The organism is Micromonospora reichwaldensis, from assembly GCF_031845925.1.
In the GTDB taxonomy this organism is placed as follows: domain Bacteria; phylum Actinomycetota; class Actinomycetes; order Mycobacteriales; family Micromonosporaceae; genus Micromonospora; species Micromonospora reichwaldensis.
Genome location: NZ_JAVRFL010000053.1, coordinates 1 through 21,411, shown reverse-complemented (window position 1 = coordinate 21,411; position 21,411 = coordinate 1). Strand labels below are relative to the sequence as shown.

Genomic DNA, 21,411 nt, shown 5'->3' with positions numbered 1-21,411 from the left:
AGTCGCGAACGAAGGAGTCGCACCGTGAGTTCCGTAGCCACGAACGAAGGGATTGCACGGTGAGCGTCACGACCCCACGGGGGTTCCGGGCGGCCGGGGTGGCCGCCGGGCTCAAGACCAGCGGCGCGAGCGACGTCGCGCTGGTCGTCAACGACGGCCCGGACGCCGGTGTCGCTGGCGTGTTCACCGCCAACCGGGTCAAGGCCGCGCCGGTGCTCTGGACGCAGCAGGTGGTGCGCGGCGGCGTGGCGCGCGCCGTGATCCTCAACTCCGGCGGTGCCAACGCCTGCACGGGCCCGGCCGGTTTCCAGGACACCCACGCCACCGCCGAGCACACCGCCGCCGCGCTCACCGCGGCCAGCCCACGGCTGATGCTGGGCGCCGCCGACGTGGCGGTCTGCTCGACCGGCCTGATCGGCGAGCGGCTGCCGATGCAGAAGCTGCTGCCCGGCGTACGCTCGGCGATCCGCCGACTGGCGCGCGACGGCGGCCCGGCGGCCGCCGAGGCCATCATGACCACGGACACCCGGCCCAAGACCGCGGTGGCCCGGGGCAGCGGCTGGACCGTCGGCGGCATGGCCAAGGGCGCGGGCATGCTCGCCCCGGCGATGGCCACCATGCTCTGCGTGCTGACCACGGACGCGGTGGCCGGGCCGGAGGACCTCGACGCCGCCCTGCGGGAGGCGTGCCGGGTCACCTTCGACCGGATCGACTCCGACGGCTGCATGTCGACCAACGACACGGTGCTGCTGCTGGCCAGCGGCGCGAGCGGCATCGCGCCGACCCCGGCCGAGTTGGCGGCCGCCGTCACCGCCGCCGCCCACGACCTGGCCCAGCAGCTCATCGCCGACGCCGAGGGCGCCACCAAGCAGATCGCCATCGACGTGGTCGGCGCGGCCAGCGAGGACGACGCGGTCGAGGTGGGGCGCTCGGTGGCCCGCAACAACCTGGTCAAGACCGCGCTGTTCGGCAACGACCCGAACTGGGGCCGGATCCTCGCCGCCGTCGGCACCACCGCCGCCGCGTTCGAGCCCGACGGGGTCGACGTCGCGGTCAACGGCGTCTGGGTGTGCCGCTCCGGCGCCGCCGCCGAGGACCGGTCGAAGGTCGACCTGACCGGCCGGGACGTCACCATCCGCATCGACCTGCACGCCGGCGCCGCCGAGGCCACGATCTGGACCAACGACCTGTCCCACGCGTACGTGCACGAGAACTCGGCCTACTCGACATGAGCCTCTCCACCGACCTCGCCCGCGCCCAGGTCAAGGCGGCCACGCTGATCGAGGCGCTGCCCTGGCTGGCCCGCTTCTCCGGCTCGACCGTCGTGGTCAAGTACGGCGGCAACGCCATGGTCGACCCCGAGCTCCAGCGGGCCTTCGCCGCCGACATGGTCTTCCTGCGCTACGCCGGCCTGCGGCCGGTCGTGGTGCACGGGGGCGGCCCGCAGATCTCCGCCATGCTCGGCCGGCTGGGCATCGCCAGCGAGTTCCGGGGCGGCCTGCGGGTCACCACCCCGGAGGCGATGGACGTGGTCCGGATGGTCCTGGTCGGCCAGGTCGGCCGGGAACTCGTCGGCCTGATCAACGCCCACGGCCCGTTCGCGGTGGGCCTCTCCGGCGAGGACGCCGGCCTGTTCACCGCCGTGCGGCGGCCCGCGTACGTGGACGGGGAACCGGTCGACGTCGGGCAGGTCGGCGACGTCGAGTCGGTCGACGTCTCGGCGGTCACCGACCTGATCGGGGCCGGCCGCATCCCGGTGATCTCCACCGTGGCGCCCGACGCCGACGGGGTGCTGCACAACCTGAACGCCGACACCGCCGCCGCCGCGCTCGCCGTCGCTCTCGAGGCCCGCAAGCTGGTCGTCCTCACCGACGTGCCGGGTCTCTACGCCGACTGGCCCGACACCGACAGCCTGATCAGCGAGATCACCGTCGACGAACTGGCGGCGCTGCTGCCGTCGCTGTCCAGCGGCATGGTCCCGAAGATGGAGGCGTGCCTGCGGGCGGTGCGGCAGGGCGTGCCGGCCGCGCACGTCGTGGACGGCCGGGTCGCCCACTCCACGCTGCTGGAGGTCTTCACCTCGGAAGGATTCGGAACCATGGTCGTTCGCGCGAGGAGTGAGCTTGCGAGCCCCGCAGTCGCGGACAAGGAGGGTGTCGTGAGCGCGAGGAGTGCGGGAGCGGAGCGACCAAGCCCCGCAGTCGCGAACGAACCGGACATCGTCAGCGCGCGGGGCGGGCCTGTCAGCTCCGCCGCTGCCAACCAGGAAGGCACGATCGCCGGATGAGCACGCTCGTCGAGCGCTGGGCACAGTCCATGATGGACAACTACGGCACGCCGCCGCTCGCCCTCGTCGCCGGCTCCGGCGCCGTCGTGGTCGACGACGCCGGTCGGGAGTACGTCGACCTCGTCGGCGGCATCGCGGTCAACGCCCTCGGTCACGCCCACCCGGCCGTGGTGGCCGCCGTGTCGAAGCAGGTCGCCACCCTCGGGCACGTCTCGAACCTCTACGTCGCCGAACCGCCGGTGGCCCTCGCCGAGCTGCTGCTGGCCCTGGCCGGGCGGCCGGGACGGGTCTTCTTCGCCAACTCGGGCGCGGAGGCCAACGAGGCGGCGTTCAAGCTCTCCCGGCTGACGGGCCGTACGCACGTGGTCGCCACCCGGGGCGGCTTCCACGGCCGGACGATGGGCGCGCTCGCCCTCACGGGCCAGCCGGCCAAGGCCGACCCGTTCCGCCCGCTGCCCGGCGAGGTGACCCACGTCGACTACGGCGACGTGGCGGCCCTGGAGGCGGCGGTCACCGACGCCACCGCGATGGTGATCCTGGAGCCGATCCAGGGGGAGAACGGCGTGGTGGTCCCGCCGGCCGGCTACCTGGCCGCCGCACGCCGGATCACCGCCCGGCACGGCGCGCTGCTGGTGCTCGACGAGGTGCAGACCGGTGTCGGGCGTACCGGGCACTGGTTCGCACACCAGGCCGAGGGGATCGAGCCCGACGTGGTGACCCTGGCCAAGGGCCTCGGCGGCGGGCTGCCCATCGGCGCCTGCCTGGCCTTCGGCCGCGCCGCCGAGTTGCTGGCCCCCGGCTCGCACGGCACCACCTTCGGCGGCAACCCGGTGAGCTGCGCCGCCGCCCTCGCGGTGGTGTCGACCATCGCCAGCGAGGGGCTGCTCGACCACGTCACGCGGGTCGGCGAGCGGCTGCGCCGGGGGATCGAGGCGCTCGGCCACCCGCTGGTCGCCGGCGTACGCGGCGCGGGCCTGCTGCTCGGCGTCGTGCTCACCGCGCCCGTCGCGAAGGTGCTCGCCGAGGCGCTGCGGGAGGCCGGCTTCCTGGTCAACCCGGCGCAGCCCGGCGTGCTGCGGCTCGCGCCGCCGCTGATCCTCACCGTCGCCCAGGCCGACGACTTCCTGGCTGCCGTCCCGGCCGCCCTCGACGCGGCGTCCCCGGCCGCCGCCGGCTCTGCCGCTGCCGTCGCCGGCTCCGTCGCGACGGCTGCCGCCTCCGTCCCGACGGCTGCCGGTGCATCCTCGGCTGCCGCTGCCGGCTCCGCGTCGGATCTTGGTGAGAAACGGCCCCTCCAGGGGCCGGAACCTACCAAGATCTCGACGCCGCCCACCGTGCCGGCCGCGTCGACGCCGCCCACCGCGCCCAGGCCGTCCACCGGCGGCGGGGCGATGCCGAGCACGACGGAGGCGGGGGCGTGATCCGGCACTTCCTGCGGGACGACGACCTGAGCCCCGCAGAGCAGTCGGCCGTGCTCGATCTGGCGGCGCGGATGAAGGCCGACCGGTTCGGTCACCGGCCGCTGGCCGGGCCCCGGTCGGTGGCGGTGCTGTTCGACAAGCAGAGCCTGCGCACCCGGTTCTCGTTCGACGTCGGCATCGCCGAGCTGGGCGGGCATCCCCTCGTGGTGGACACCCAGGTCACCCACTTCGGGCGGGGCGAGACCCTGGCCGACGCCGGCCGGGTGCTCTCCCGCTACGTCGCGGCGATCGTGCTGCGTACCCACGGCGACGACCGGATCGCCGAGGTGGCCGACGGCGCCAGCGTGCCGGTGGTAAACGCGCTCACCGACGGCTTCCATCCCTGCCAGCTCCTGGCCGACCTGCTCACCGTCCGCGAGCACTGTGGCGGCACCGCCGGGCGGACGCTGGCGTACGTCGGCGACGCGGCGAACAACCTCGCCCACTCGTACCTGCTCGCCGGGGCGACCGCCGGCATGCACGTCCGGGTCGCCGGGCCGGCGGGCTTCGGTCCAGACCCTGAGGTGGTCGCCCGGGCCGCGAAGATCGCCGCCGGCACCGGGGGTTCGGTGCAGGCGCTGACCGATGCGGTGGCGGCGGTGGCCGGCGCCGACGTGGTCGCCACGGACACCTGGACCTCGATGGGGCAGGAGGACGACGGGCTTGACCGGATCACCCCGTTCCTGCCGTACCAGGTCAACGCCGCGCTGCTCGGGCACGCCGCGCCCGACGCCGTCGTGCTGCACTGCCTTCCCGCGCACCGGGGCGAGGAGATCACCGACGAGGTGCTCGACGGCCCGCAGAGCGTCGTGTTCGACCAGGCGGAGAATCGGCTGCACGCCCAGAAGGCGCTGCTGACGTTCCTCCTCGGGGCCGCGCCCGCTGCCCCGGACGCGGCGGCGCCGGGCGTCGCCGCGACCAGGGAGACACCATGACCGCCCCGCTGACCCGTGCCGCCCGGCACGCCCGCATCGTCGAGCTGATCCGCGACAAGGCGATCCACTCGCAGACCGAGCTGGCCGACCTGCTCTCCGGCGACGGCATCCAGGTCACCCAGGCCACCCTCTCCCGGGACCTCAAGGAGTTGGGCGCGGTCACCGCGCGCGGCGGCGACGGGCGGGCCGTCTACCTCATCCCCGAGGACGGCCACCGGCCGCTGCGCGACGCCGAGGCGGCACCGGCCCGGCTGGTCCGGCTGCTGCGCGAGCTGCTCAACGGGGTCGACGCCAGCGGCAACATCGCCGTACTGCGCACCCCGCCGGGCGCAGCCCACTACCTGGCCAGCGCGTTGGACCGGGCGGGCCTGCCCGAGGTCGTCGGCACCATCGCCGGCGACGACACCATCCTCGTCGTGGCCCGCGAGGCCGTCGGCGGGGCCGCGCTCGGCGACAAGCTCGCCGGCTGGGCCCGCCGCGAAGAGAACGTCGAAGGGAACACCACGCCATGACCGAGCGGGTCGTGCTCGCCTACTCCGGAGGACTCGACACCTCCGTCGCCATCCCGTACCTGGCCGAGGAGACCGGCGCCGAGGTGATCGCGGTGGCGGTGGACGTCGGGCAGGGCGGCGAGGACCTCGACGCCATCCGGCAGCGCGCCCTGGACTGCGGCGCCGTGGAGTCGGAGGTGGTCGACGCGCGCGACGAGTTCGCCGCCGGGTACTGCCTGCCGGCCATCCGCGCGAACGCGCTCTACATGGACCGCTACCCGTTGGTCTCCGCGCTGTCCCGGCCGCTGATCGTCAAGCACCTGGTGGCCGCGGCGCGCAGGCACGGCGGCACCATCGTGTCGCACGGCTGCACCGGCAAGGGCAACGACCAGGTCCGTTTCGAGGTCGGCCTCGGCGCGCTCGCCCCCGACCTGAGGATCGTCGCGCCGGCCCGGGACTTCGCCTGGACCCGGGACAAGGCGATCGCCTTCGCCGGGGAGAAGGGGCTGCCGATCGACGTGTCGGCGAAGTCCCCGTACTCCGTCGACCAGAACCTGTGGGGCCGCGCCGTCGAGACGGGCTTCCTGGAGGACATCTGGAATGCGCCGATCGAGGACCTCTACTCGTACACCTGCGACCCGGCGCAGGAGCGCGACGCCGACGAGGTCGTGATCACCTTCGACGCCGGCGTCCCGGTGGCGATCGACGGCGAGACCGTCACCCCGTACCAGGCGATCCGGGAGCTCAACCGGCGCGCGGGCGCGCAGGGCGTCGGCCGGCTCGACATGGTCGAGGACCGCCTCGTCGGCATCAAGAGCCGCGAGGTGTACGAGGCGCCGGGCGCGATCGCGCTGATCACCGCCCACCAGGAGCTGGAGGCGGTGACCGTGGAGCGGGACCTGGCCCGGTTCAAGCGCGGCGTCGACCAGCGCTGGGGGGAGCTGGTCTACGACGGCCTCTGGTTCTCGCCGCTGAAGCGCGCGCTGGACGCGTTCATCGACGACGCGCAGCGGCACGTCACCGGCGAGGTACGGCTGACCCTGCACGGCGGCCGGGCCACCGTCACCGGGCGCCGCTCCGAGGCCAGCCTCTACGACTTCGGCATGGCCACCTACGACACCGGCGACACCTTCGACCAGTCCCTGGCGAAGGGCTTCGTGCGGCTCTGGGGCCTGCCGAGCGAGATGGCCGCCGCACGGGACGCCCGGTTGGGCGGCTGCTGACCATGACCACCAGAATGGGCGCCGTGGACGACAAGAGCCTGACCGAGAACAGCGCCGCCACCAACCGCACGAGCCTGTGGGGCGGCCGATTCGCCGGCGGCCCCGCCGAGGCCCTGGCCCGCCTGTCGGTGAGCGTGCAGTTCGACTGGCGGCTGGCCCCGTACGACATCGCGGCGTCCCGGGCGCACGCCCGGGTGCTCGCGGGCGCCGGCCTGCTCGACCCGGACGAACTGGGCCGCATCCTCGCCGCCCTGGACGACCTGGAGGCCGCCTGCGCCTCCGGGCAGTTCCGTCCCACGGTCGACGACGAGGACGTGCACACCGCCCTGGAACGCGGCCTGCTGGAGCGGCTCGGCAGCCTCGGCGGCAAGCTGCGCGCCGGCCGGTCCCGCAACGACCAGGTCGCCACCGACCTGCGGCTCTACCTGCGCGACCACGCCCGGGGCGTGGCCGGTCGGCTGGTCGAGCTGGCCGAGGCCCTGGTCGAGCAGGCGGAGCGGCACGTGGAGACCGCCGCACCCGGCATGACGCACCTGCAGCACGCCCAGCCGGTCACCTTCGGGCACTGGCTGCTGGCCCACGTGCAGCCGCTGCTGCGCGACCTGGAGCGGCTGAGCGACTGGGACCACCGCACGGCGGTCAGCCCGCTCGGCGCGGGCGCGCTCGCCGGCTCCGGCCTGCCGCTGGACCCGGTGGCCGTCTCCAAGGAGCTGGGCTTCCGCACGTCCTTCGCCAACTCGATGGACGCGGTCGCCGACCGGGACTTCGTCGCCGAGTTCCTGTTCGTCACCGCGATGATCGGGGTGCACCTGTCCCGCCTCGGCGAGGAGGTGGTGCTCTGGACGTCGCAGGAGTTCGGCTGGGTGGAGCTGGACGACGCGTTCGCCACCGGTTCGTCGATCATGCCGCAGAAGAAGAACGCGGACATCGCCGAGCTGGCCCGGGGCAAGTCCGGCCGGCTGGTCGGCGGGCTGATGAGCGTGCTCACCATGCTCAAGGGCCTGCCGATGAGCTACGACCGGGACATGCAGGAGGACAAGGAGCCGGCCTTCGACGCGGTCGACACCCTGGAGCTGCTGCTGCCGGCGCTCGCCGGGATGATCTCCACGATGACCGTACGCGCCGACCGGCTCGTGGCCGCCGCGCCGGTCGGGTTCTCCCTCGCCACCGAGGTCGCGGACTGGCTGGTGCGCCGGAACGTGCCGTTCCGCGACGCGCACGAGATCACCGGGAGGCTGGTGGCGCTCTGCGTGGCCCGGGACTGCGCCCTCGACGAGGTCAGCGACGACGACCTCGCGGCGGTCAGCGAGCACCTCGACCCGTCGGTGCGCGACGTGCTCTCGGTCCGCTCGGCGCTCGCCGCCCGGACCACGCCCGGCTCGACCGGTCCCGGGCCGGTCGCCGACCAGCTCGCCGCCGCCGCCGACAAGCTCGCCACCTGGCGGGAGTGGGCCGCCGAGCGGGTCGTGCCCCGCTGAGTCGCCGACCCCGCGCGGCGCCGCAAACGCCGCGCGGGGTTCAGCCCGCCGGGCGCTCCCGCTTCGGCAGCTTCGCCACCACCGCGTCGTACGAGGCGTCGACCGCCTCGATCAGCTCCTCCTCGTCGATCCCGCCGGCCAGGCGCAGCGTGTTCCAGCCGGCGCGCCCGATGTACGGCGACGGCCGCGCGTCGCCCGGGTGCCGGTGCAGCCACTCGTCGGCCACGTCCCGGCTCGGGCCGCACTTCACCCCGACGGTCGGCTGGTCGCCGCCGGCGGAGCCGAGGAAGGCGAAGATCCGGCTGCCGACCTTCACCACCTCGTCGCCCTCCCACGGCCGGTCGAGCCAGGCCCCCGGCTTCCCCAGGCAGTACGCCAGCATCTCCTCGCGCGTCATCGCGTCCTCCTCGACACCGATCCCGCGCCCAGTCTCGTCCATCGGCGGCGTCACTCGGTGGTGGCGGTGCGGGCGGAGAGCCGTTCGAAGCGCTGCTTGGCGGCCTGCGCGCTGCCCAGCCCGAGCCCGTACGCGATCTGCTGCCAGGTCAGTCCGCGGCTGCGGGCCAGCGTCAGCAGCCCCGCCTCCATCGTGTCGACCTCGGCGCGCAGGTGCGGGACGAGGGTGAGCGCCGCGATCAGGTCCGCCTCGTCGACGGGCTCCTCGCCGGCCTCGACCTCGGCCCCGCCGGCGGCGAGGGCGGTGACGAGCGCGACCGCCTCGTAGGTGTCCGGTAGGTAGGGGTTGGTGTGCCGGCGGCGTTGAGCCTCGGTGCCGGCGTGCCGCTCGGCGATCCGGTGCAGCGCCGCGTAGGTCCGGTGGGCCCGGGACGCGCTGGCGTCGGGGGCGGTGAAGGATTCGGTCATGCTCGCACCCCATCACGTCAACGCTGCGTTGTCAACGAAGCGTTGATGACTGTCCGGCGTCGGGCGGCGCCGGCGGATAGGGTCGGTGCCGTGGTGGCGTACTCCGACCCCCGTCCCGCCGACCTCGCGGGGCTGGCCGACCTGCTCGCCGGCCCGGTGGTGCCGGCCGCCCGGGGCCTGCTCGGCTGCCGGCTGACCGCCGGCGACGTGACCGTCCGGATCACCGAGGTCGAGGCGTACGCCGGGACGGCCGGCGACGCGGCGTCGCACGCGTACCGGGGGCGCACCCCGCGCAACGCCGTCATGTTCGGGCCGGCAGGGCACGCCTACGTCTACTTCACCTACGGCATGCACTGGTGCATGAACGTCGTCACGGGCGTCGAGGGGGAGGCCTCGGCGGTGCTGCTGCGCGCCGGCGAGGTGGTCGACGGTGTCCAGGCGGCCCGCGCCCGGCGCACCGCCGTACGCCGGGACGTCGATCTCGCGCGCGGGCCCGCCCGGCTCTGCGCGGCCCTGGGCATCGACAAGAGCGCCTACGGCCGCTGGCTGCTCGGCGACGGACCCGTCCGGCTGCGCCCGGCCGACGTGCCGGTGCCCGACGAGGCGGTCGCCGCCGGGCCCCGCGTCGGCGTCACCGGCGCGCACGACGTGCCGTGGCGGTTCTGGATCGCCGGCGACCCGACGGTCAGCGCCTACCGCCGGCACGTGCCGCGTAGCCGCTGACCTGCCCGGGAGTGCCCGCCGCGCGATCGACGCGCAGGGCGTGGGAGGTGTGACGGCGGCCACCGGCGGTGCCTCCGGTGGCGGAATAGTTGACTCGTCAAACATGTTGTGCGGTGCGTCCGGGAGCCGCAGCGGCCCCGGCCAGGGACAACGCGAGGAGCTGGTCATGCAGTTCGGAGTCTTCACCGTCGGCGACGTCACGGTCGACCCGACCACCGGTCGCGAGCCGACCGAGCATGAGCGGATCAAGGCCATGGTCACCATCGCGCTCAAGGCCGAGGAGGTCGGCCTCGACGTCTTCGCCACCGGCGAGCACCACAACCCGCCGTTCGTGCCGTCGTCGCCCACCACCATGCTGGGCTTCATCGCCGCCCGCACCGAGCGCCTGCTGCTCTCCACCTCCACCACGCTGATCACCACCAACGACCCGGTGAAGATCGCCGAGGACTACGCGATGCTCCAGCACCTCGCCGACGGCCGGGTGGACCTGATGATGGGGCGCGGCAACACCGGGCCGGTCTACCCGTGGTTCGGCCAGGACATCCGCAACGGCATCCCCCTCGCCATCGAGAACTACGACCTGCTGCACCGGCTTTGGCGCGAGGACGTGGTCGACTGGAAGGGCCGCTTCCGCACCCCGTTGCAGTCGTTCACGTCGACGCCGCGCCCGCTCGACGGCGTGCCGCCGTTCGTCTGGCACGGCTCGATCCGCAGCCCCGAGATCGCCGAGCAGGCCGCCTACTACGGCGACGGCTTCTTCGCCAACCACATCTTCTGGCCGAAGGAGCACACCCAGCGGATGGTCGGGCTCTACCGGCAGCGCTACGCCCACTACGGCCACGGCTCCGCCGACCAGGCCATCGTGGGCCTCGGCGGGCAGGTGTTCATGCGGCGCAACTCGCAGGACGCGGTGCGGGAGTTCCGGCCGTACTTCGACAACGCGCCCGTCTACGGGCACGGCCCGTCGCTGGAGGAGTTCACCGCGCAGACCCCGCTGACCGTTGGCAGCCCGCAGCAGGTCATCGACCGCACGCTGGGCTTCCGCGACTACGTCGGCGACTACCAGCGCCAGCTGTTCCTCATGGACCACGCCGGCCTGCCCCTGAAGACCGTGCTGGAGCAGCTCGACCTGCTCGGCGAGGAGGTCGTCCCCGTGCTGCGCAAGGAGTTCGAGTCGCTGCGCCCGGCGCACGTGCCGGCCGCGCCCACCCACGCGTCCCTGCGGGACGCCGTCACCAGCGGCGACGCCGCGCAGCGTGCCGGGACGGGAGCGGGCCGATGACCCGCCGCACCCTCGCCGTGGTGTCGGCCGGGCTGGGGCGGCCCTCGTCGACCCGACTGCTCGCCGACCAGCTCGCCGCGGCCACCCGCGACGAGCTGGCCCGGCGCGGCGACGACGTCGACGTCCGCCCCGTCGAGCTGCGGGAGCACGCCCACGACATCGTCAACCACCTGCTGACCGGCTTCCCGTCACCCGCGCTGCGGGAGGTGCTCGACACGGTCACCGGCGCGGACGGGCTGATCGCTGTCACGCCGATCTTCCACGCCTCGTACAACGGGTTGTTCAAGTCGTTCTTCGACCTGGTCGGATCCGGCGCGCTCGCGGACCGGCCGGTGCTGGTCGGCGCCACCGGCGGAACGGCCCGGCACTCGCTGGCGCTGGAGCACGCCCTGCGTCCGATGTTCGCCCACCTGCGGTCCGTCGTGATCCCCACCGCGGTCTTCGCCGCCCCGGAGGACTGGTCCGCCGGGTCCGCCGACGGCGCGCTGCGGGCGCGGATCGCCCGTGCCGGCGGCGAGCTGGCCGATCAGGTCCACCGGCGGCCGGCGTCCACCGGCCCCGCCGACCCGTTCGCCCTCACCACCAGCTTCGACGAGCTGCTCGGCGGCCGGGGCCACTGATCGCCGCCGACCCGCCGACCCCGCCCCGGGGCCGGCGGGTCGGGGCACGTCAGCGGGCGTGACCGTACGGGCGGGCCACCAGCACCGGGCAGTGCGCGTGCTGCACGAGGGCCTGGCTGACCGAGCCGAGCAGCAGCCCGGCGAACCCGCCCCGACCCCGGGAGCCGACCACCACCAGCGCCGCGTCCCCGCTGGCCTCGACGAGTGCCTGCTCGGCCTTAGGCGCCCGGAGCACCCGCCCCTCCACGGCCAGCCCCGGGTGGCTGCCACGGACGGCCGCCGAGGCGGTGGCCAGCAGCTCGGCGGACTCCGCGTCCGGCGTCCCGGTCGCCCCGTCCCCGTCGGGCGGCTGGACGTGCACCAGCACCAGCCCGTCGCCCCGGCGGGCCGCCTCGTCGGCCGCGTACCCGACCGCCAGCTCGGCGGGCTCCGACCCGTCCACCCCGACCAGCACCGGCCCGGCGACGGGGATCGGCTCCTCGGCGGGGCGCACCACCAGCACCGGGCAGTGCGCGTGTGCGGCCACCTGCGTGCCGACCGAGCCGAGCAGCAGCCCGGCGAAGCCGCCCAGCCCTCGGCTGCCCACCACCACCAGCTCGGCCCGCCGGGACTCCTCGACCAGCGTCGCGCCCGGCCCGCCCGCCACCTGGCGTACCTCGACGGTCAGCCCCGGGCAGCGCTCGGCGAGGTCGGCGGCCGTCGTCTCCAACATCTTCTGCGCCTCCTCGGTCGGCGCCGGCAACCCCAGGTCGTACGGGTTGACCGGCACGCCGTAACCGAGCGGATGCAGGTAGCCGTGCACCAGGTGCAGGGGGCGGGACCGCAGCACGGCGGCCCGGGCGGCGTGCTCCGCCGCCAGCAGGCTCGCCGGTGATCCGTCCACACCCACCACCACGGGTCGGTTCATGAGCCCTCCCAGAGATCGATCAGGCCATTGTCGACGGGGTACCGCCGACCCGCCGGCATTTGCGTCGACGCCGTCGCGCCGGCCGGGGGAGCGGCCGACGCGACGGCGTCGCGGTGCGGTGACCGGATCAGGACGCGTCGGCCCGCTTCGGGTGCCGCACGATCACCAGTGGGCAGTGCGCGTGGTGCAGCACCGCGTGGCTGACCGAGCCGAGCAGCAGTCCGCCCAGCGCGCCCCGGCCGCGCGCCCCCACGACCACCAGCTGTGCCCTCTTCGACTCCTCGACCAGTACGCCGCCCGGGGAGCCCCGGACCAGCCGGTGCTGCGCCGGCACGTCGGGGTAGCGCTCAGCGAAGCCGGCGACGGACTCCGCGAGGGCGCGTTCCTCGTCCGCGGCGTAGGCGTCCAGGTCGTACGCCAGGGGCAGGACGTCACCGGGGCCGACCGGCGTGGGATAGAGCCAGGCCTGCACGGCGAGCAGCGGGGCACCCCGGCGGCTCGCCTCCTCGAAGGCGAACGCGACGGCCTCGAGGGAGCACTCGGAACCGTCGACGCCCACCACGACCGGACCGTCGGCCCGCTGCTCGCCGCGCACCACGAGGACGGGGACCTGCGCGTGGGCGGAGACCTGCACGGTGACGGAGCCGAGCAGCAGCCCGGCGAAACCGCCCAGGCCCCGGTGGCCCAGCACCAGCAGGGCGGCGTCCCGGGACTCCCCGAGCAGGACGGGGGTCGCCGCGCCGTCGACCACCACGCCGGTCACCGGCACGTCCGGGGCGGTCCTGGTGGCCTCGGCGATCGCCTCGGCGACGTACCGCTCGGCCTGGTTGCGCAGACCGGCGCCGGCCGGCGCGCCCTCGGCGGCACCGAGCGGGGCGCGCGTCAGGGGCCAGATGAAGGCGTGCACGACCCGCAGCGGACGCTGCCGCTGCGCCGCCTCCCGCGCCGCCGCCCGGACCGCGTCGAGCGCGGCGGCCGAGCCGTCCACACCCACCACGACGGGGGCACCGGTGTTGATGGTCATCGACTCCTCCTTCGTCCACCTTCAGCCTGCTCCGTCCGCACGCTACCCGTCAGAGGCGGTCGTCCCGACCAGCGGGACCTTGGTCCCGAATCGCAGGCTGACGGTCACCGGCCGGGCCGTCCGACACCGACGCGCTCCGCACGGGCCCTCCGACACCGGCCACCGCGTCCGGACCCCCTGCGCTCCCGTCCGGCAGGGGCGCGTCCGTCGGGCCGTCGCCGCCACCCGGGCGGCGGGCCAGCCGCAGCACCAGCCCGGGCAGCACGCTGACGGCGGCGCAGGCCAGCAGCTCCGCCGCGTCGAGCGGCTGCGTGCCGAGCAGTTCCCGCAGCGGCGGCAGCAGCACCCCGGCGACCTGGAGCAGCGCGGAGACCGCCACCGCGACCGGCAGCGCCAGGTTGCCGTGCCGGGCGCCGTGCGGTCGCGGCGCGCGGACCGCGAGCGCCACCCCGAGCTGGGCCAGGCCGAGCACCACGAAGACCACCGACTGCCAGGGCCGGTCCCAGTGCGCGGCGAGCACGCCGGCACCGAGCACCACGGCGGCGATCAGACCGCCGGTGACCAGCACGTCGCGGCCCAGGCCGGCCCCGAGCACCGACTCCGACGGGGAGCGCGGCGCCCGGCGCAGGGTGCCGGGCTCCGCCGGCTCCGCGCCCAGCGCCACGCCCGGCACGCCGTGGGTGAGCAGGTTCACCCAGAGGATCTGCGCCGGCAGCAGCGGTACGGCCAGCCCGAACAGCGGGCCGAGCAGCATCACGGCGATCTCGGCGACCCCGCCCGAGAGCGCGTAGCGCAGGAACCGCCGGATGTTGTCGTAGATGCGGCGGCCCTCACCGATCGCGGCGGCCACCGTGGACAGGTCGTCGTCGACGAGCACCAGGTCGGCGGCCTGCCGGGCGACCTCCGTGCCGCCGCCCATCGCCACCCCGATGTCGGCGCGACGCAGCGCGGGGGCGTCGTTCACCCCGTCGCCGGTCATCGCCACCACGTGCCCCCGCGACTGGAGGCCGGCGATGATGTCGAGCTTCTGCTCCGGCTGGGTCCGCGCGAACACCCGCGCCTGCGGGTGCGCCCGCGCCGGGTCGCCGTCGTCCCCGCGTACCACCGGGTCGCCCTCGCGCCAGAGCCCCAACTGGCCGCCGATCGCCGCGGCGGTGGCCGGGTGGTCGCCCGTGACCAGCACCAGCCGGACCCCGGCGGCGTCGAAGCTGCCCGCGATGTCGGCCGCGCCCGCGCGCAGCGGGTCGCCGACGGCGACCAGCCCCACGGGCCGCAGCCCGACCGGCCGGGCGGGATCGGCCGGCGGGGCGTCCACCACGGCGGACGCGATGGCCAGCACCCGCAGCCCCTCGGCGGCCAGCCGGTGCGCGCCGGCGGTCAGCTCGGCGATCTCCTCTGCGGAGGCGTCGACCAGCGGCGCGGCCAGCACGTTCTCCGGCGCGCCCTTGCACACCACCAGGTACCGCCGGTCGCAGGAGCGGTGCACGGTGGTCATCCGGCGCAGCTCCTGGTCGAAGGGGTGCTCCGCGACGCGCGGCCACGCCGACCGGGTGAGCTCCGGGTCGAGGCCGCACCGGCCGGCGAAGGCGACCAGCGCCGCCTCCAGCGGGTCGCCGACGGCGGCCCACTCCGGCCGCTCGTCGGTGGGCGGGGCCAGGGTCGCGTCGTTGCAGAGCAGCCCGGCGCGCGCCAGGCGGCGCAGGTCGTCCGGTACGGCCACCGGCGCGCCCTGCCGGTGCACCGCGCCCTGCGGCGCGTAACCGCTGCCGGTGACGCCGTAGCGGGAGCCGCCGGCGGTGACGGCGTGCTGCACCGCCATCCGGCCCTCGGTGAGCGTGCCCGTCTTGTCCGAGGCGATGACGGTGACGGAGCCGAGCGTCTCGACCGCGTGCAGTTGGCGGGGGATGGCCCGCGCCCCGGCCATCCGGCGGGCGCCGAGGGCGAGGGCGAGGGTGACGACGGCCGGCAGCGACTCGGGCACGGCCGCCACCACGAGGCTCACCGCGGTGACCGCCATGTCGACCACCGGCCGCCCGCCGACGACGCCGATGACGAAGACCAGCCCCGAGAGCACCACCGCGGCGAAGCCGAGCATCCGGCCGAGCCCCGCGAGGCGGCGCTGCAACGGGGTGGCGGCGGGCCGGGTGGACGCCACCAGGGCGGTGATCCGGCCGAGCGCGCTCGCGGCGCCCGTGCGTACCACCGTGCCGGTGGCCCGCCCGGTGGTGACCACGGTCCCCGCGCTGGCCTCCTCGCCCACGGCCCGGGTCACCGGCACCGACTCCCCGGTCAGCGCCGACTCGTCGACGCTCAGCCGGGCCGCCTCGGCGAGCAGCAGGTCGGCCGGGACCACGTCGCCGGCCTCGACCCGCACCAGGTCACCACGGACGAGGTCGGCGGCGGGCAGGACGACGTCCCGGCCGTCCCGGACGACCCGGGCGGTGGGCGCGGCGAGCTGGTCCAACGCGGCGATCGCCCGGTCGGCGCGGACCTCCTGCACCACCCCGATGGCGGTGTTCACCAGCACCACCAGCACGATCACCGCGGTGTCCGGGTAGTCGCGCAGCACGGTGGTGACCACGGCGGCGGCCAGCAGCAACGCCACCAGCGGGTCGCTGAGCTGGTGCAGGACGCGCCCGCCCAGACGGCGCCGGGCCGGCGCGACCGCCGCGTTCGGCCCGTCCGCGCGCAGCCGGACGGCGGCCTCCGCCGAGCTGAGCCCGGCCGCCGGCCTGGTCGAGGTGTCAGCGGGCACGGGTACGCCCCCGTGACCGCCGTTCTCCGCACCGTCCCACATCGCCCTCCGCCCTGCCGGCGCCGTCGTGGCGCACCGTCCCGATCCCACCCTCGTCCCGTCGGACGGCACCGGCCAGAGGAGTTCCGCCCAACTGACCCGGGACCAACGGCCCTGCCGCCCACGGCCGGCGCGCGGGTGCGACGCGGATCCGCCAGCGCCACCGGGCGCCCCGGCCAGCGGTCCGGTGTGACGCGGATCCGGCAGCGCCACCGGGCCACCGGGCGTCCCGGCCAGCCGGGCGGCCAGCGGTCCGGTTGTCGGTGGTCGGCCCTATCCTCGGGCCGGTGACCGCCGAGCTGCGCCTGCGCCCCGTCCGCGACGACGACCTGCCCCACTTCTTCGCCCACGAGCAGGACGTCGAGGCCAACTGGATGGCCGCCTTCGGCCCGGAGGACCCGGCCGACCGGGAGCGCTTCGACGCCCACTGGCGCCGCGTGCGCGCCGACGAGCGCAACGTCCCGCGCACCGTGGTCGTCGGCGACGAGGTCGTCGGCCACGTGGTCGCGTTCCCGGCCGACGGGCGCACCGAGGTCAGCTACTGGATCGACCCGCGACGCTGGGGCCGGGGCCACGCCACCGCGGCGCTCGCCGCGCTGCTGCGCGAGCTGCCCCAACGGCCGGTGCACGCCCGCGCCGCCAAGGACAACCGGGCCTCGCTCGCCGTGCTGCGCAAGTGCGGCTTCGTCGTCATCGGCGAGGACCGGGGCTACGCCAACGGCCGGGGCACCGAGGTGGAGGAATGGGTGCTGGAGCTGGCCGGCGACTGACCTGCCGCCGCCCGCCGGGTCACGGCATCCGCGCGAGCACTACTCTCGCGGGGTGAACTGGCTGGAACTTATCGGCTGGACCGGCTCCGCGCTGCTGGTCTGGTCGCTGCTGCAGACCCGCATCCTCCGGCTGCGTGCCCTCAACCTGGTCGGCTGTCTGATCCTGATCGGTTACAACGCCGCCGTGCAGGTCTGGCCCATGGTCGGACTGAACGTCGTACTCGCCGTGATCAACGTCTGGTACCTGCGGACCATGCTCGCCACCCGCCACGACGAGGCCACCTACCAGGTGGTTGAGGTCGGCGTCGACGACCAGTTCCTGGCCCACACGCTGAGTGTGCACGCCGCCGACATCGCCCGGTTCAACCCCGGCTTCCGCTGGCCCCCCGGCACCGCCGCCGAACGCTCGGCGTTCCTGGTCGTACGCGCCGACGAGGTGGTCGGCGTGGTGCTGTCACACGCCGAGGCCGACGGGGTGGCACAGGTCGACCTCGACTACGTGACCCGACGGTTCCGGGACTTCACCCCGGGCGAGTTCGTCTACCGGCGCAGCAGCCTCTTCACCGACCGCGGCTTCCGTCGGGTGATCACCCCGCCCGGCATGGTCGCCCCGTACTACCACCGGCTGGGTTTCCGCCCCGAGGGCCGCTCGTACGCCCTCGACCTGCCCGCCCCGCCGGTCGCCGGGCGGATCTGATCACATCCCGCCCGGGGCGAGGATTCACCGGCCGGTCCCGTGGGCACAGAGTGCCCTACGCCGGCCGGGGCCTTCGGCCGGCGGTGACCGTCGTACCGGCGGGCACCTGTCCCGCGTGAGGAGAGCCGGGCGTGCAGAGCATCTGGACCCAACTGGCCCTGGTCGGCGTCCTGGTCGTCCTCAACGCGGTCTTCGCGGGCAGCGAGATGGCCCTGGTCTCGCTGCGGGACAGCCAGATCCAGCGGCTGGAACGCACCAGCCGGGCCGGGCGGGTGCTGGCCCGCCTCGCCAAGGACCCGAACCGCTTCCTGGCCACCATCCAGATCGGGATCACCCTCGCCGGCTTCCTGGCCTCCGCCGCGGCGGCGGTGTCGCTGGCCAAGCCCCTCGTACCGCTCCTCAGCGCGCTCGGCGGCGCCGCCGAGACCGTCGCGATCGTGGTGGTCACCCTGGCGTTGACCTTCGTCACCCTGGTCTTCGGCGAGTTGGCCCCGAAGCGGATCGCCATGCAGGCCGCCGAGCGGTGGGCCCTGCTGGTGGCCCGCCCACTCGACCTGCTGTCCTCCGTGACCCGACCGGCCGTCTGGGCCCTCGGCGCCACCAGCGACCTGGTGGTACGCCTCGTCGGGCTCAACCCGAAGCACGAGCCCGACGAGATCGGCCCCGACGAACTGCGGGACATCGTCGCCGGCAACCACGGCTTCACCAAGGAGCAGCGGACCATCATCGCCGGTGCCGTCGAGATCGCCGACCGGCAGCTGCGGGCGGTCCTCGTACCCCGGTTGCAGGTCTTCACGCTCGACAGCGGCACCACGGCGGAGGCCGCGCGGCTGCTGCTGGCCGCCACCGGCCACTCCCGGGCGCCGGTGGTCCGGCACGGCGGCCTCGACGACGCGGTCGGCGTGATCCACCTGCGTGACCTCGTCGGCGTTCCCGAGGACCGGTCGGTCGACGAGTGCGCCCGCCCGCCGATGCTGCTGCCGGACTCCCTGCCGGTGGTGGACGCGCTGCGGCAGTTCAAGGCTGAACGCCAACACATCGCCCTGGTGGTCGACGAGCGGGGCGCGGTCGACGGGATCGTCACCCTGGAGGACATCCTCGAGGAGATCGTCGGGGAGATCTACGACGAGACCGACCGGGACGTGCGCTCGGTGCGCACCGAGCCCGACGGCGCCCTGCTGCTCCCCGGCACGTTCCCCGTGCACGACCTCGTCGATCTGGGCGTCGAGCTGCCCAGCCGTCCTGGCGGCGACTACACCACCATCGCGGGCCTCCTGCTCGCCTGCCTCGGCCACATCCCCACCGTGGCGGGGGAGAGCGTCGTCGTGGACGGCTGGGAGCTGGAGGTGACCCGCATCGACCACCGCGCCATCGTCGGGGTCCGGCTGCGCCGTCAGGCCGAGCCGGCGCCCGACGAGGCCGAGGCCGTGCTGGACGAGGCCCGGGGCTGAACGCGTCCCCGCTGCTGCCGTGCGGCAGTGCCGCCACCGCGCCTCGGCCGGTCAGGCCAGGCGCGCGGTGGGGTCGGGGCCGGGCAGTCGGTGGGGTCAGGCCGGGCCCTCGGTGGGTCAGGCCGGGTAGAGGTTCTGCAGCCGGACCTGGCCGCGGGCCACGAGCCGGTCGTCGGCGTCGGTGATCTCCACCTGCCAGAGCTGCTGGCTGCGCCCCCGGTGCACGGGGGTGCCCACGGCGGTCAGCTCGCCCTCGCGGACCGCGCGCAGGAAGTCCGTCTGGTTCGACACGCCCACGACGCGTCCACGCTCGCCCAGCCACAGCGACCCGCCGATGCTGGCGGCCGTCTCGACCACCGAGCAGTACACGCCGCCGTGCTGGATGCCGAACGGTTGGTGCAGCTCGGGGCGGACCTGCCAACGGATCACCACCCGGTCGCCGTCGACCTCGTCGAGCTTGAGGCCGAGCAGGGCGACGAAGCCACCCGTCAGATTCGGCACGTCCACGGCGTTCCCCTCCTTGATCACGGCGTGGCCAGCCTACGCCGCGGCCCGCCCGGGCAAACCCGGTACTGCCCGCCGGGGCTCGTGAGGGAGAATCGGTGACCGTGACCGACAGCAGCCTCCCGCCGCCCGGGCGGGACTCCCTGACCGACGACCTGCGCTGGCGGGGCCTGATCCAGGACTCCACCGGCCTCGACGAGCTGCGTGCGCTGCTCGACGGCGGTGCCACCACCTACTACGTGGGCTTCGACCCGACGGCGTCGAGCCTGCACGTCGGCCATCTCATGCAGGTCGCCACGGCCCGTCGGCTCCAGCTCGCCGGGCACCGGCCGCTGCTGCTCGTCGGCGGCGCCACCGGCCAGATCGGCGACCCGAAGGAGAGCGCCGAGCGGAGCCTCAACCCGCCCGAGGTGGTCGCCGGCTGGGTGGCGCGGATCCGCGACCAGCTCGCCCCCTTCGTCTCGTACGACGGGGAGAACGCGGCGGAACTGGTCAACAACCTGGACTGGACCGGCGAGATGTCGGTGGTCGAGTTCCTCCGCGACGTCGGCAAGCACTTCCCGGTCAACAAGATGCTGGCCCGGGAGGTGGTGAAGGCCCGGCTGGAGAGCGGCATCAGCTTCACCGAGTTCAGCTACCAACTGCTCCAGGCCAACGACTTCTTCGAGCTGCACCGGCGGCACGGCTGCCGGCTCCAGTTCGGCGGCTCGGACCAGTGGGGCAACATCACCGCCGGCGTCGACTACGTCCGCCGGCGTGGCGCCGGGCCCGTGCAGGCGTTCACCACGCCGCTGGTGACGAAGTCCGACGGCACGAAGTTCGGCAAGACCGAGGGCGGCGCCATCTGGCTCGACCCCGAGATGACCAGCCCGTACGCGTTCTACCAGTTCTGGGTCAACGTCGACGACCGGGACGTGAGTCGCTACCTCCGCTACTTCAGCTTCCGCTCCCGGGAGGAGCTGGAGGCGCTGGAGAAGGAGACCGCCGAGCGACCGGCGGCCCGAGCGGCGCAGCGGGCGCTCGCCGAGGAGCTGACCACGCTGGTGCACGGCGAGCGGGAGATGGCGCAGGTGGTCGCCGCGAGCCAGGCGCTCTTCGGGCGCGGCTCACTGGACGACCTCGCGCCAGCCACGCTGCGGGCCGCGCTGGCCGAGGCCGGCCTCGTCCACGTCGACGAGCTGCCCGACGTCGCCGGACTGCTTCGGGACTCCGGGCTGGTGCCGAGCCTCAAGGAGGCACGCCGGGTGATCGCCGAGGGCGGCGCCTACGTGAACAACACCCGGATCACCGAGACCGACGCCACCGTGGGCCCCGGCGACCTGCTGCACGGCCGGTACCTGGTGCTGCGTCGCGGCAAGCGGTCGTTCGCCGGGGTCGAGCTGCGCGGCTAGCCGTACGGTCCCGACGTGACGTGGGACGCCCCCGGTGGATTTGACGATCGATCCGCCGGGGGCGTAACTTTCTCTCTGTCAGCGCGGAACGGACGAACCGGGGCAAAGTAACCGGAGGCCGGGCGCGGCAACGAGCTTTCGGGCCCGGCGAGTTGCACTCACCGGCCCGTAACCGGGCGGTGCCCCGGATCCGTCGCGAGGCGGATTTGGCGAGGCGGAGCCGACCGGGTATGGTTCATCGCCGGTAGGGAACCGGGCGAGCTCGCGGGAGACCGCAGCGGCCGGCCTACCGGAAGTCACGATCGACAACGGCGCAAGCCGATGCCGCGTGGCGCCCGGAAAATGGGTTGAAGTGGTGCGGATCGCTACGAAGCGGTTTGACACGGCGGAAACCACCGGGTAACGTAGTAAAAGTGCCCGGCGCGGGATGCGGCGGACATGATGAACGAAATGCCCCGGGTCGGGTGCTCCACGGTGTGGGGTTTCTGGGCGGTGTGTGGTTGTTCTTTG

20 protein-coding genes are annotated in these 21,411 nt (G+C 74.5%); 14 read left to right on the top strand and 6 right to left on the bottom strand.

Annotated features, from left to right (window positions below; translation table 11 throughout):
- Positions 1–59 precede the first annotated feature (59 nt).
- From argJ to argH, 7 genes are read left to right on the top strand one after another with little or no spacing between them, the layout of a single operon-like run.
- A complete protein-coding gene (gene argJ / locus RM555_RS29115) occupies positions 60–1,232 on the top strand; it encodes a bifunctional glutamate N-acetyltransferase/amino-acid acetyltransferase ArgJ (RefSeq protein ID WP_311414717.1) in 1,173 nt (390 codons plus the stop codon).
- Entirely contained in the window at positions 1,229–2,287 is a 1,059-nt protein-coding gene (gene argB / locus RM555_RS29110; protein ID WP_396888865.1) for an acetylglutamate kinase, read from the top strand. Before argJ ends, argB begins: the two co-directional genes overlap by 4 nt.
- On the top strand, positions 2,284–3,708 hold the full coding sequence (locus RM555_RS29105) for an acetylornithine transaminase (protein WP_311414716.1): 1,425 nt from the start codon (positions 2,284–2,286) through the stop codon (positions 3,706–3,708). Before argB ends, RM555_RS29105 begins: the two co-directional genes overlap by 4 nt.
- Positions 3,705–4,682: an ornithine carbamoyltransferase gene (argF, locus tag RM555_RS29100; protein WP_311414715.1), complete on the top strand. Its 978-nt coding sequence runs from the start codon at positions 3,705–3,707 to the stop codon at positions 4,680–4,682. Before RM555_RS29105 ends, argF begins: the two co-directional genes overlap by 4 nt.
- The gene (locus RM555_RS29095; RefSeq protein WP_311414714.1) at positions 4,679–5,194 is read left to right on the top strand and encodes an arginine repressor; all 516 of its coding nucleotides are present in this window, start codon (positions 4,679–4,681) and stop codon (positions 5,192–5,194) included. Before argF ends, RM555_RS29095 begins: the two co-directional genes overlap by 4 nt.
- Positions 5,191–6,396 carry an argininosuccinate synthase gene (locus tag RM555_RS29090; RefSeq protein WP_311414713.1) on the top strand — a complete coding sequence of 402 codons (1,206 nt, stop codon included), beginning with the start codon at positions 5,191–5,193 and terminating at the stop codon, positions 6,394–6,396. The genes RM555_RS29095 and RM555_RS29090 overlap by 4 nt, the downstream gene beginning before the upstream one ends.
- A 14-nt stretch (positions 6,397–6,410) precedes the next feature.
- Positions 6,411–7,874: an argininosuccinate lyase gene (argH, locus tag RM555_RS29085; protein ID WP_311414736.1), complete on the top strand. Its 1,464-nt coding sequence runs from the start codon at positions 6,411–6,413 to the stop codon at positions 7,872–7,874.
- 40 nt (positions 7,875–7,914) lie between these two features.
- Here the strand turns inward: argH and RM555_RS29080 are convergent, their stop codons facing one another.
- Positions 7,915–8,271, bottom strand: coding sequence for an MmcQ/YjbR family DNA-binding protein (locus tag RM555_RS29080; RefSeq protein WP_132240196.1), 357 nt, complete (start codon positions 8,269–8,271; stop codon positions 7,915–7,917).
- A gap of 50 nt (positions 8,272–8,321) precedes the next feature.
- Complete coding sequence (locus RM555_RS29075; RefSeq protein ID WP_311414712.1) at positions 8,322–8,738, bottom strand: DNA-binding protein; 417 nt, start codon at positions 8,736–8,738, stop codon at positions 8,322–8,324.
- A 90-nt stretch (positions 8,739–8,828) separates the two neighbouring features.
- On the opposite strand from RM555_RS29075, the gene RM555_RS29070 reads away from it, so the two are divergent.
- The 3 genes from RM555_RS29070 to RM555_RS29060 all read left to right on the top strand — a co-directional run bounded on the left by RM555_RS29070 (position 8,829) and on the right by RM555_RS29060 (position 11,363).
- Positions 8,829–9,461: a DNA-3-methyladenine glycosylase gene (locus RM555_RS29070; RefSeq protein WP_311414711.1), complete on the top strand. Its 633-nt coding sequence runs from the start codon at positions 8,829–8,831 to the stop codon at positions 9,459–9,461.
- A gap of 166 nt (positions 9,462–9,627) precedes the next feature.
- Entirely contained in the window at positions 9,628–10,743 is a 1,116-nt protein-coding gene (locus RM555_RS29065; protein WP_311414710.1) for an LLM class flavin-dependent oxidoreductase, read from the top strand.
- Positions 10,740–11,363: an FMN reductase gene (locus RM555_RS29060; protein WP_311414709.1), complete on the top strand. Its 624-nt coding sequence runs from the start codon at positions 10,740–10,742 to the stop codon at positions 11,361–11,363. Before RM555_RS29065 ends, RM555_RS29060 begins: the two co-directional genes overlap by 4 nt.
- Positions 11,364–11,412: 49 nt before the next feature.
- Here RM555_RS29060 and RM555_RS29055 read toward each other — a convergent pair whose 3' ends face one another.
- The 3 genes from RM555_RS29055 to RM555_RS29045 form a co-directional block, all read right to left on the bottom strand.
- Entirely contained in the window at positions 11,413–12,270 is an 858-nt protein-coding gene (locus RM555_RS29055; RefSeq protein ID WP_311414708.1) for a universal stress protein, read from the bottom strand.
- Between the two features lie 127 nt (positions 12,271–12,397).
- Positions 12,398–13,294 (bottom strand): universal stress protein, encoded by an 897-nt coding sequence (locus RM555_RS29050; protein WP_311414707.1) that lies wholly within the window; start codon positions 13,292–13,294, stop codon positions 12,398–12,400.
- A gap of 49 nt (positions 13,295–13,343) precedes the next feature.
- Positions 13,344–16,049 carry a cation-translocating P-type ATPase gene (locus RM555_RS29045; protein ID WP_311414706.1) on the bottom strand — a complete coding sequence of 902 codons (2,706 nt, stop codon included), beginning with the start codon at positions 16,047–16,049 and terminating at the stop codon, positions 13,344–13,346.
- Between the two features lie 326 nt (positions 16,050–16,375).
- Between RM555_RS29045 and RM555_RS29040 the strand changes: the two genes are divergently transcribed.
- The 3 genes from RM555_RS29040 to RM555_RS29030 all read left to right on the top strand — a co-directional run bounded on the left by RM555_RS29040 (position 16,376) and on the right by RM555_RS29030 (position 19,006).
- Entirely contained in the window at positions 16,376–16,858 is a 483-nt protein-coding gene (locus RM555_RS29040; RefSeq protein ID WP_311414705.1) for a GNAT family N-acetyltransferase, read from the top strand.
- 52 nt (positions 16,859–16,910) lie between these two features.
- Positions 16,911–17,555: a YgjV family protein gene (locus RM555_RS29035; RefSeq protein ID WP_151455540.1), complete on the top strand. Its 645-nt coding sequence runs from the start codon at positions 16,911–16,913 to the stop codon at positions 17,553–17,555.
- A 131-nt stretch (positions 17,556–17,686) separates the two neighbouring features.
- Positions 17,687–19,006 (top strand): hemolysin family protein, encoded by a 1,320-nt coding sequence (locus RM555_RS29030; protein ID WP_311414704.1) that lies wholly within the window; start codon positions 17,687–17,689, stop codon positions 19,004–19,006.
- A gap of 117 nt (positions 19,007–19,123) precedes the next feature.
- Here the strand turns inward: RM555_RS29030 and RM555_RS29025 are convergent, their stop codons facing one another.
- Complete coding sequence (locus tag RM555_RS29025; protein WP_311414735.1) at positions 19,124–19,531, bottom strand: PaaI family thioesterase; 408 nt, start codon at positions 19,529–19,531, stop codon at positions 19,124–19,126.
- 83 nt (positions 19,532–19,614) lie between these two features.
- Between RM555_RS29025 and tyrS the strand changes: the two genes are divergently transcribed.
- Positions 19,615–20,901 carry a tyrosine--tRNA ligase gene (gene tyrS, locus RM555_RS29020; protein WP_311414734.1) on the top strand — a complete coding sequence of 429 codons (1,287 nt, stop codon included), beginning with the start codon at positions 19,615–19,617 and terminating at the stop codon, positions 20,899–20,901.
- Positions 20,902–21,411: the final 510 nt, after the last annotated feature.

Excerpts from the sequence above, each read along its gene's own strand:
- argB (WP_396888865.1), top strand. The coding sequence starts at position 1,229 with ATGAGCCTCTCCACCGACCTCGCCCGCGCCCAGGTCAAGGCGGCCACG.
- RM555_RS29105 (WP_311414716.1), top strand. The coding sequence starts at position 2,284 with ATGAGCACGCTCGTCGAGCGCTGGGCACAGTCCATGATGGACAACTAC.
- RM555_RS29095 (WP_311414714.1), top strand. The coding sequence starts at position 4,679 with ATGACCGCCCCGCTGACCCGTGCCGCCCGGCACGCCCGCATCGTCGAG.
- RM555_RS29090 (WP_311414713.1), top strand. The coding sequence starts at position 5,191 with ATGACCGAGCGGGTCGTGCTCGCCTACTCCGGAGGACTCGACACCTCC.
- argH (WP_311414736.1), top strand. The coding sequence starts at position 6,411 with ATGGGCGCCGTGGACGACAAGAGCCTGACCGAGAACAGCGCCGCCACC.
- RM555_RS29080 (WP_132240196.1), bottom strand. The coding sequence starts at position 8,271 with ATGACGCGCGAGGAGATGCTGGCGTACTGCCTGGGGAAGCCGGGGGCC.
- RM555_RS29075 (WP_311414712.1), bottom strand. The coding sequence starts at position 8,738 with ATGACCGAATCCTTCACCGCCCCCGACGCCAGCGCGTCCCGGGCCCAC.
- RM555_RS29065 (WP_311414710.1), top strand. The coding sequence starts at position 9,628 with ATGCAGTTCGGAGTCTTCACCGTCGGCGACGTCACGGTCGACCCGACC.
- RM555_RS29060 (WP_311414709.1), top strand. The coding sequence starts at position 10,740 with ATGACCCGCCGCACCCTCGCCGTGGTGTCGGCCGGGCTGGGGCGGCCC.
- RM555_RS29055 (WP_311414708.1), bottom strand. The coding sequence starts at position 12,270 with ATGAACCGACCCGTGGTGGTGGGTGTGGACGGATCACCGGCGAGCCTG.
- RM555_RS29050 (WP_311414707.1), bottom strand. The coding sequence starts at position 13,294 with ATGACCATCAACACCGGTGCCCCCGTCGTGGTGGGTGTGGACGGCTCG.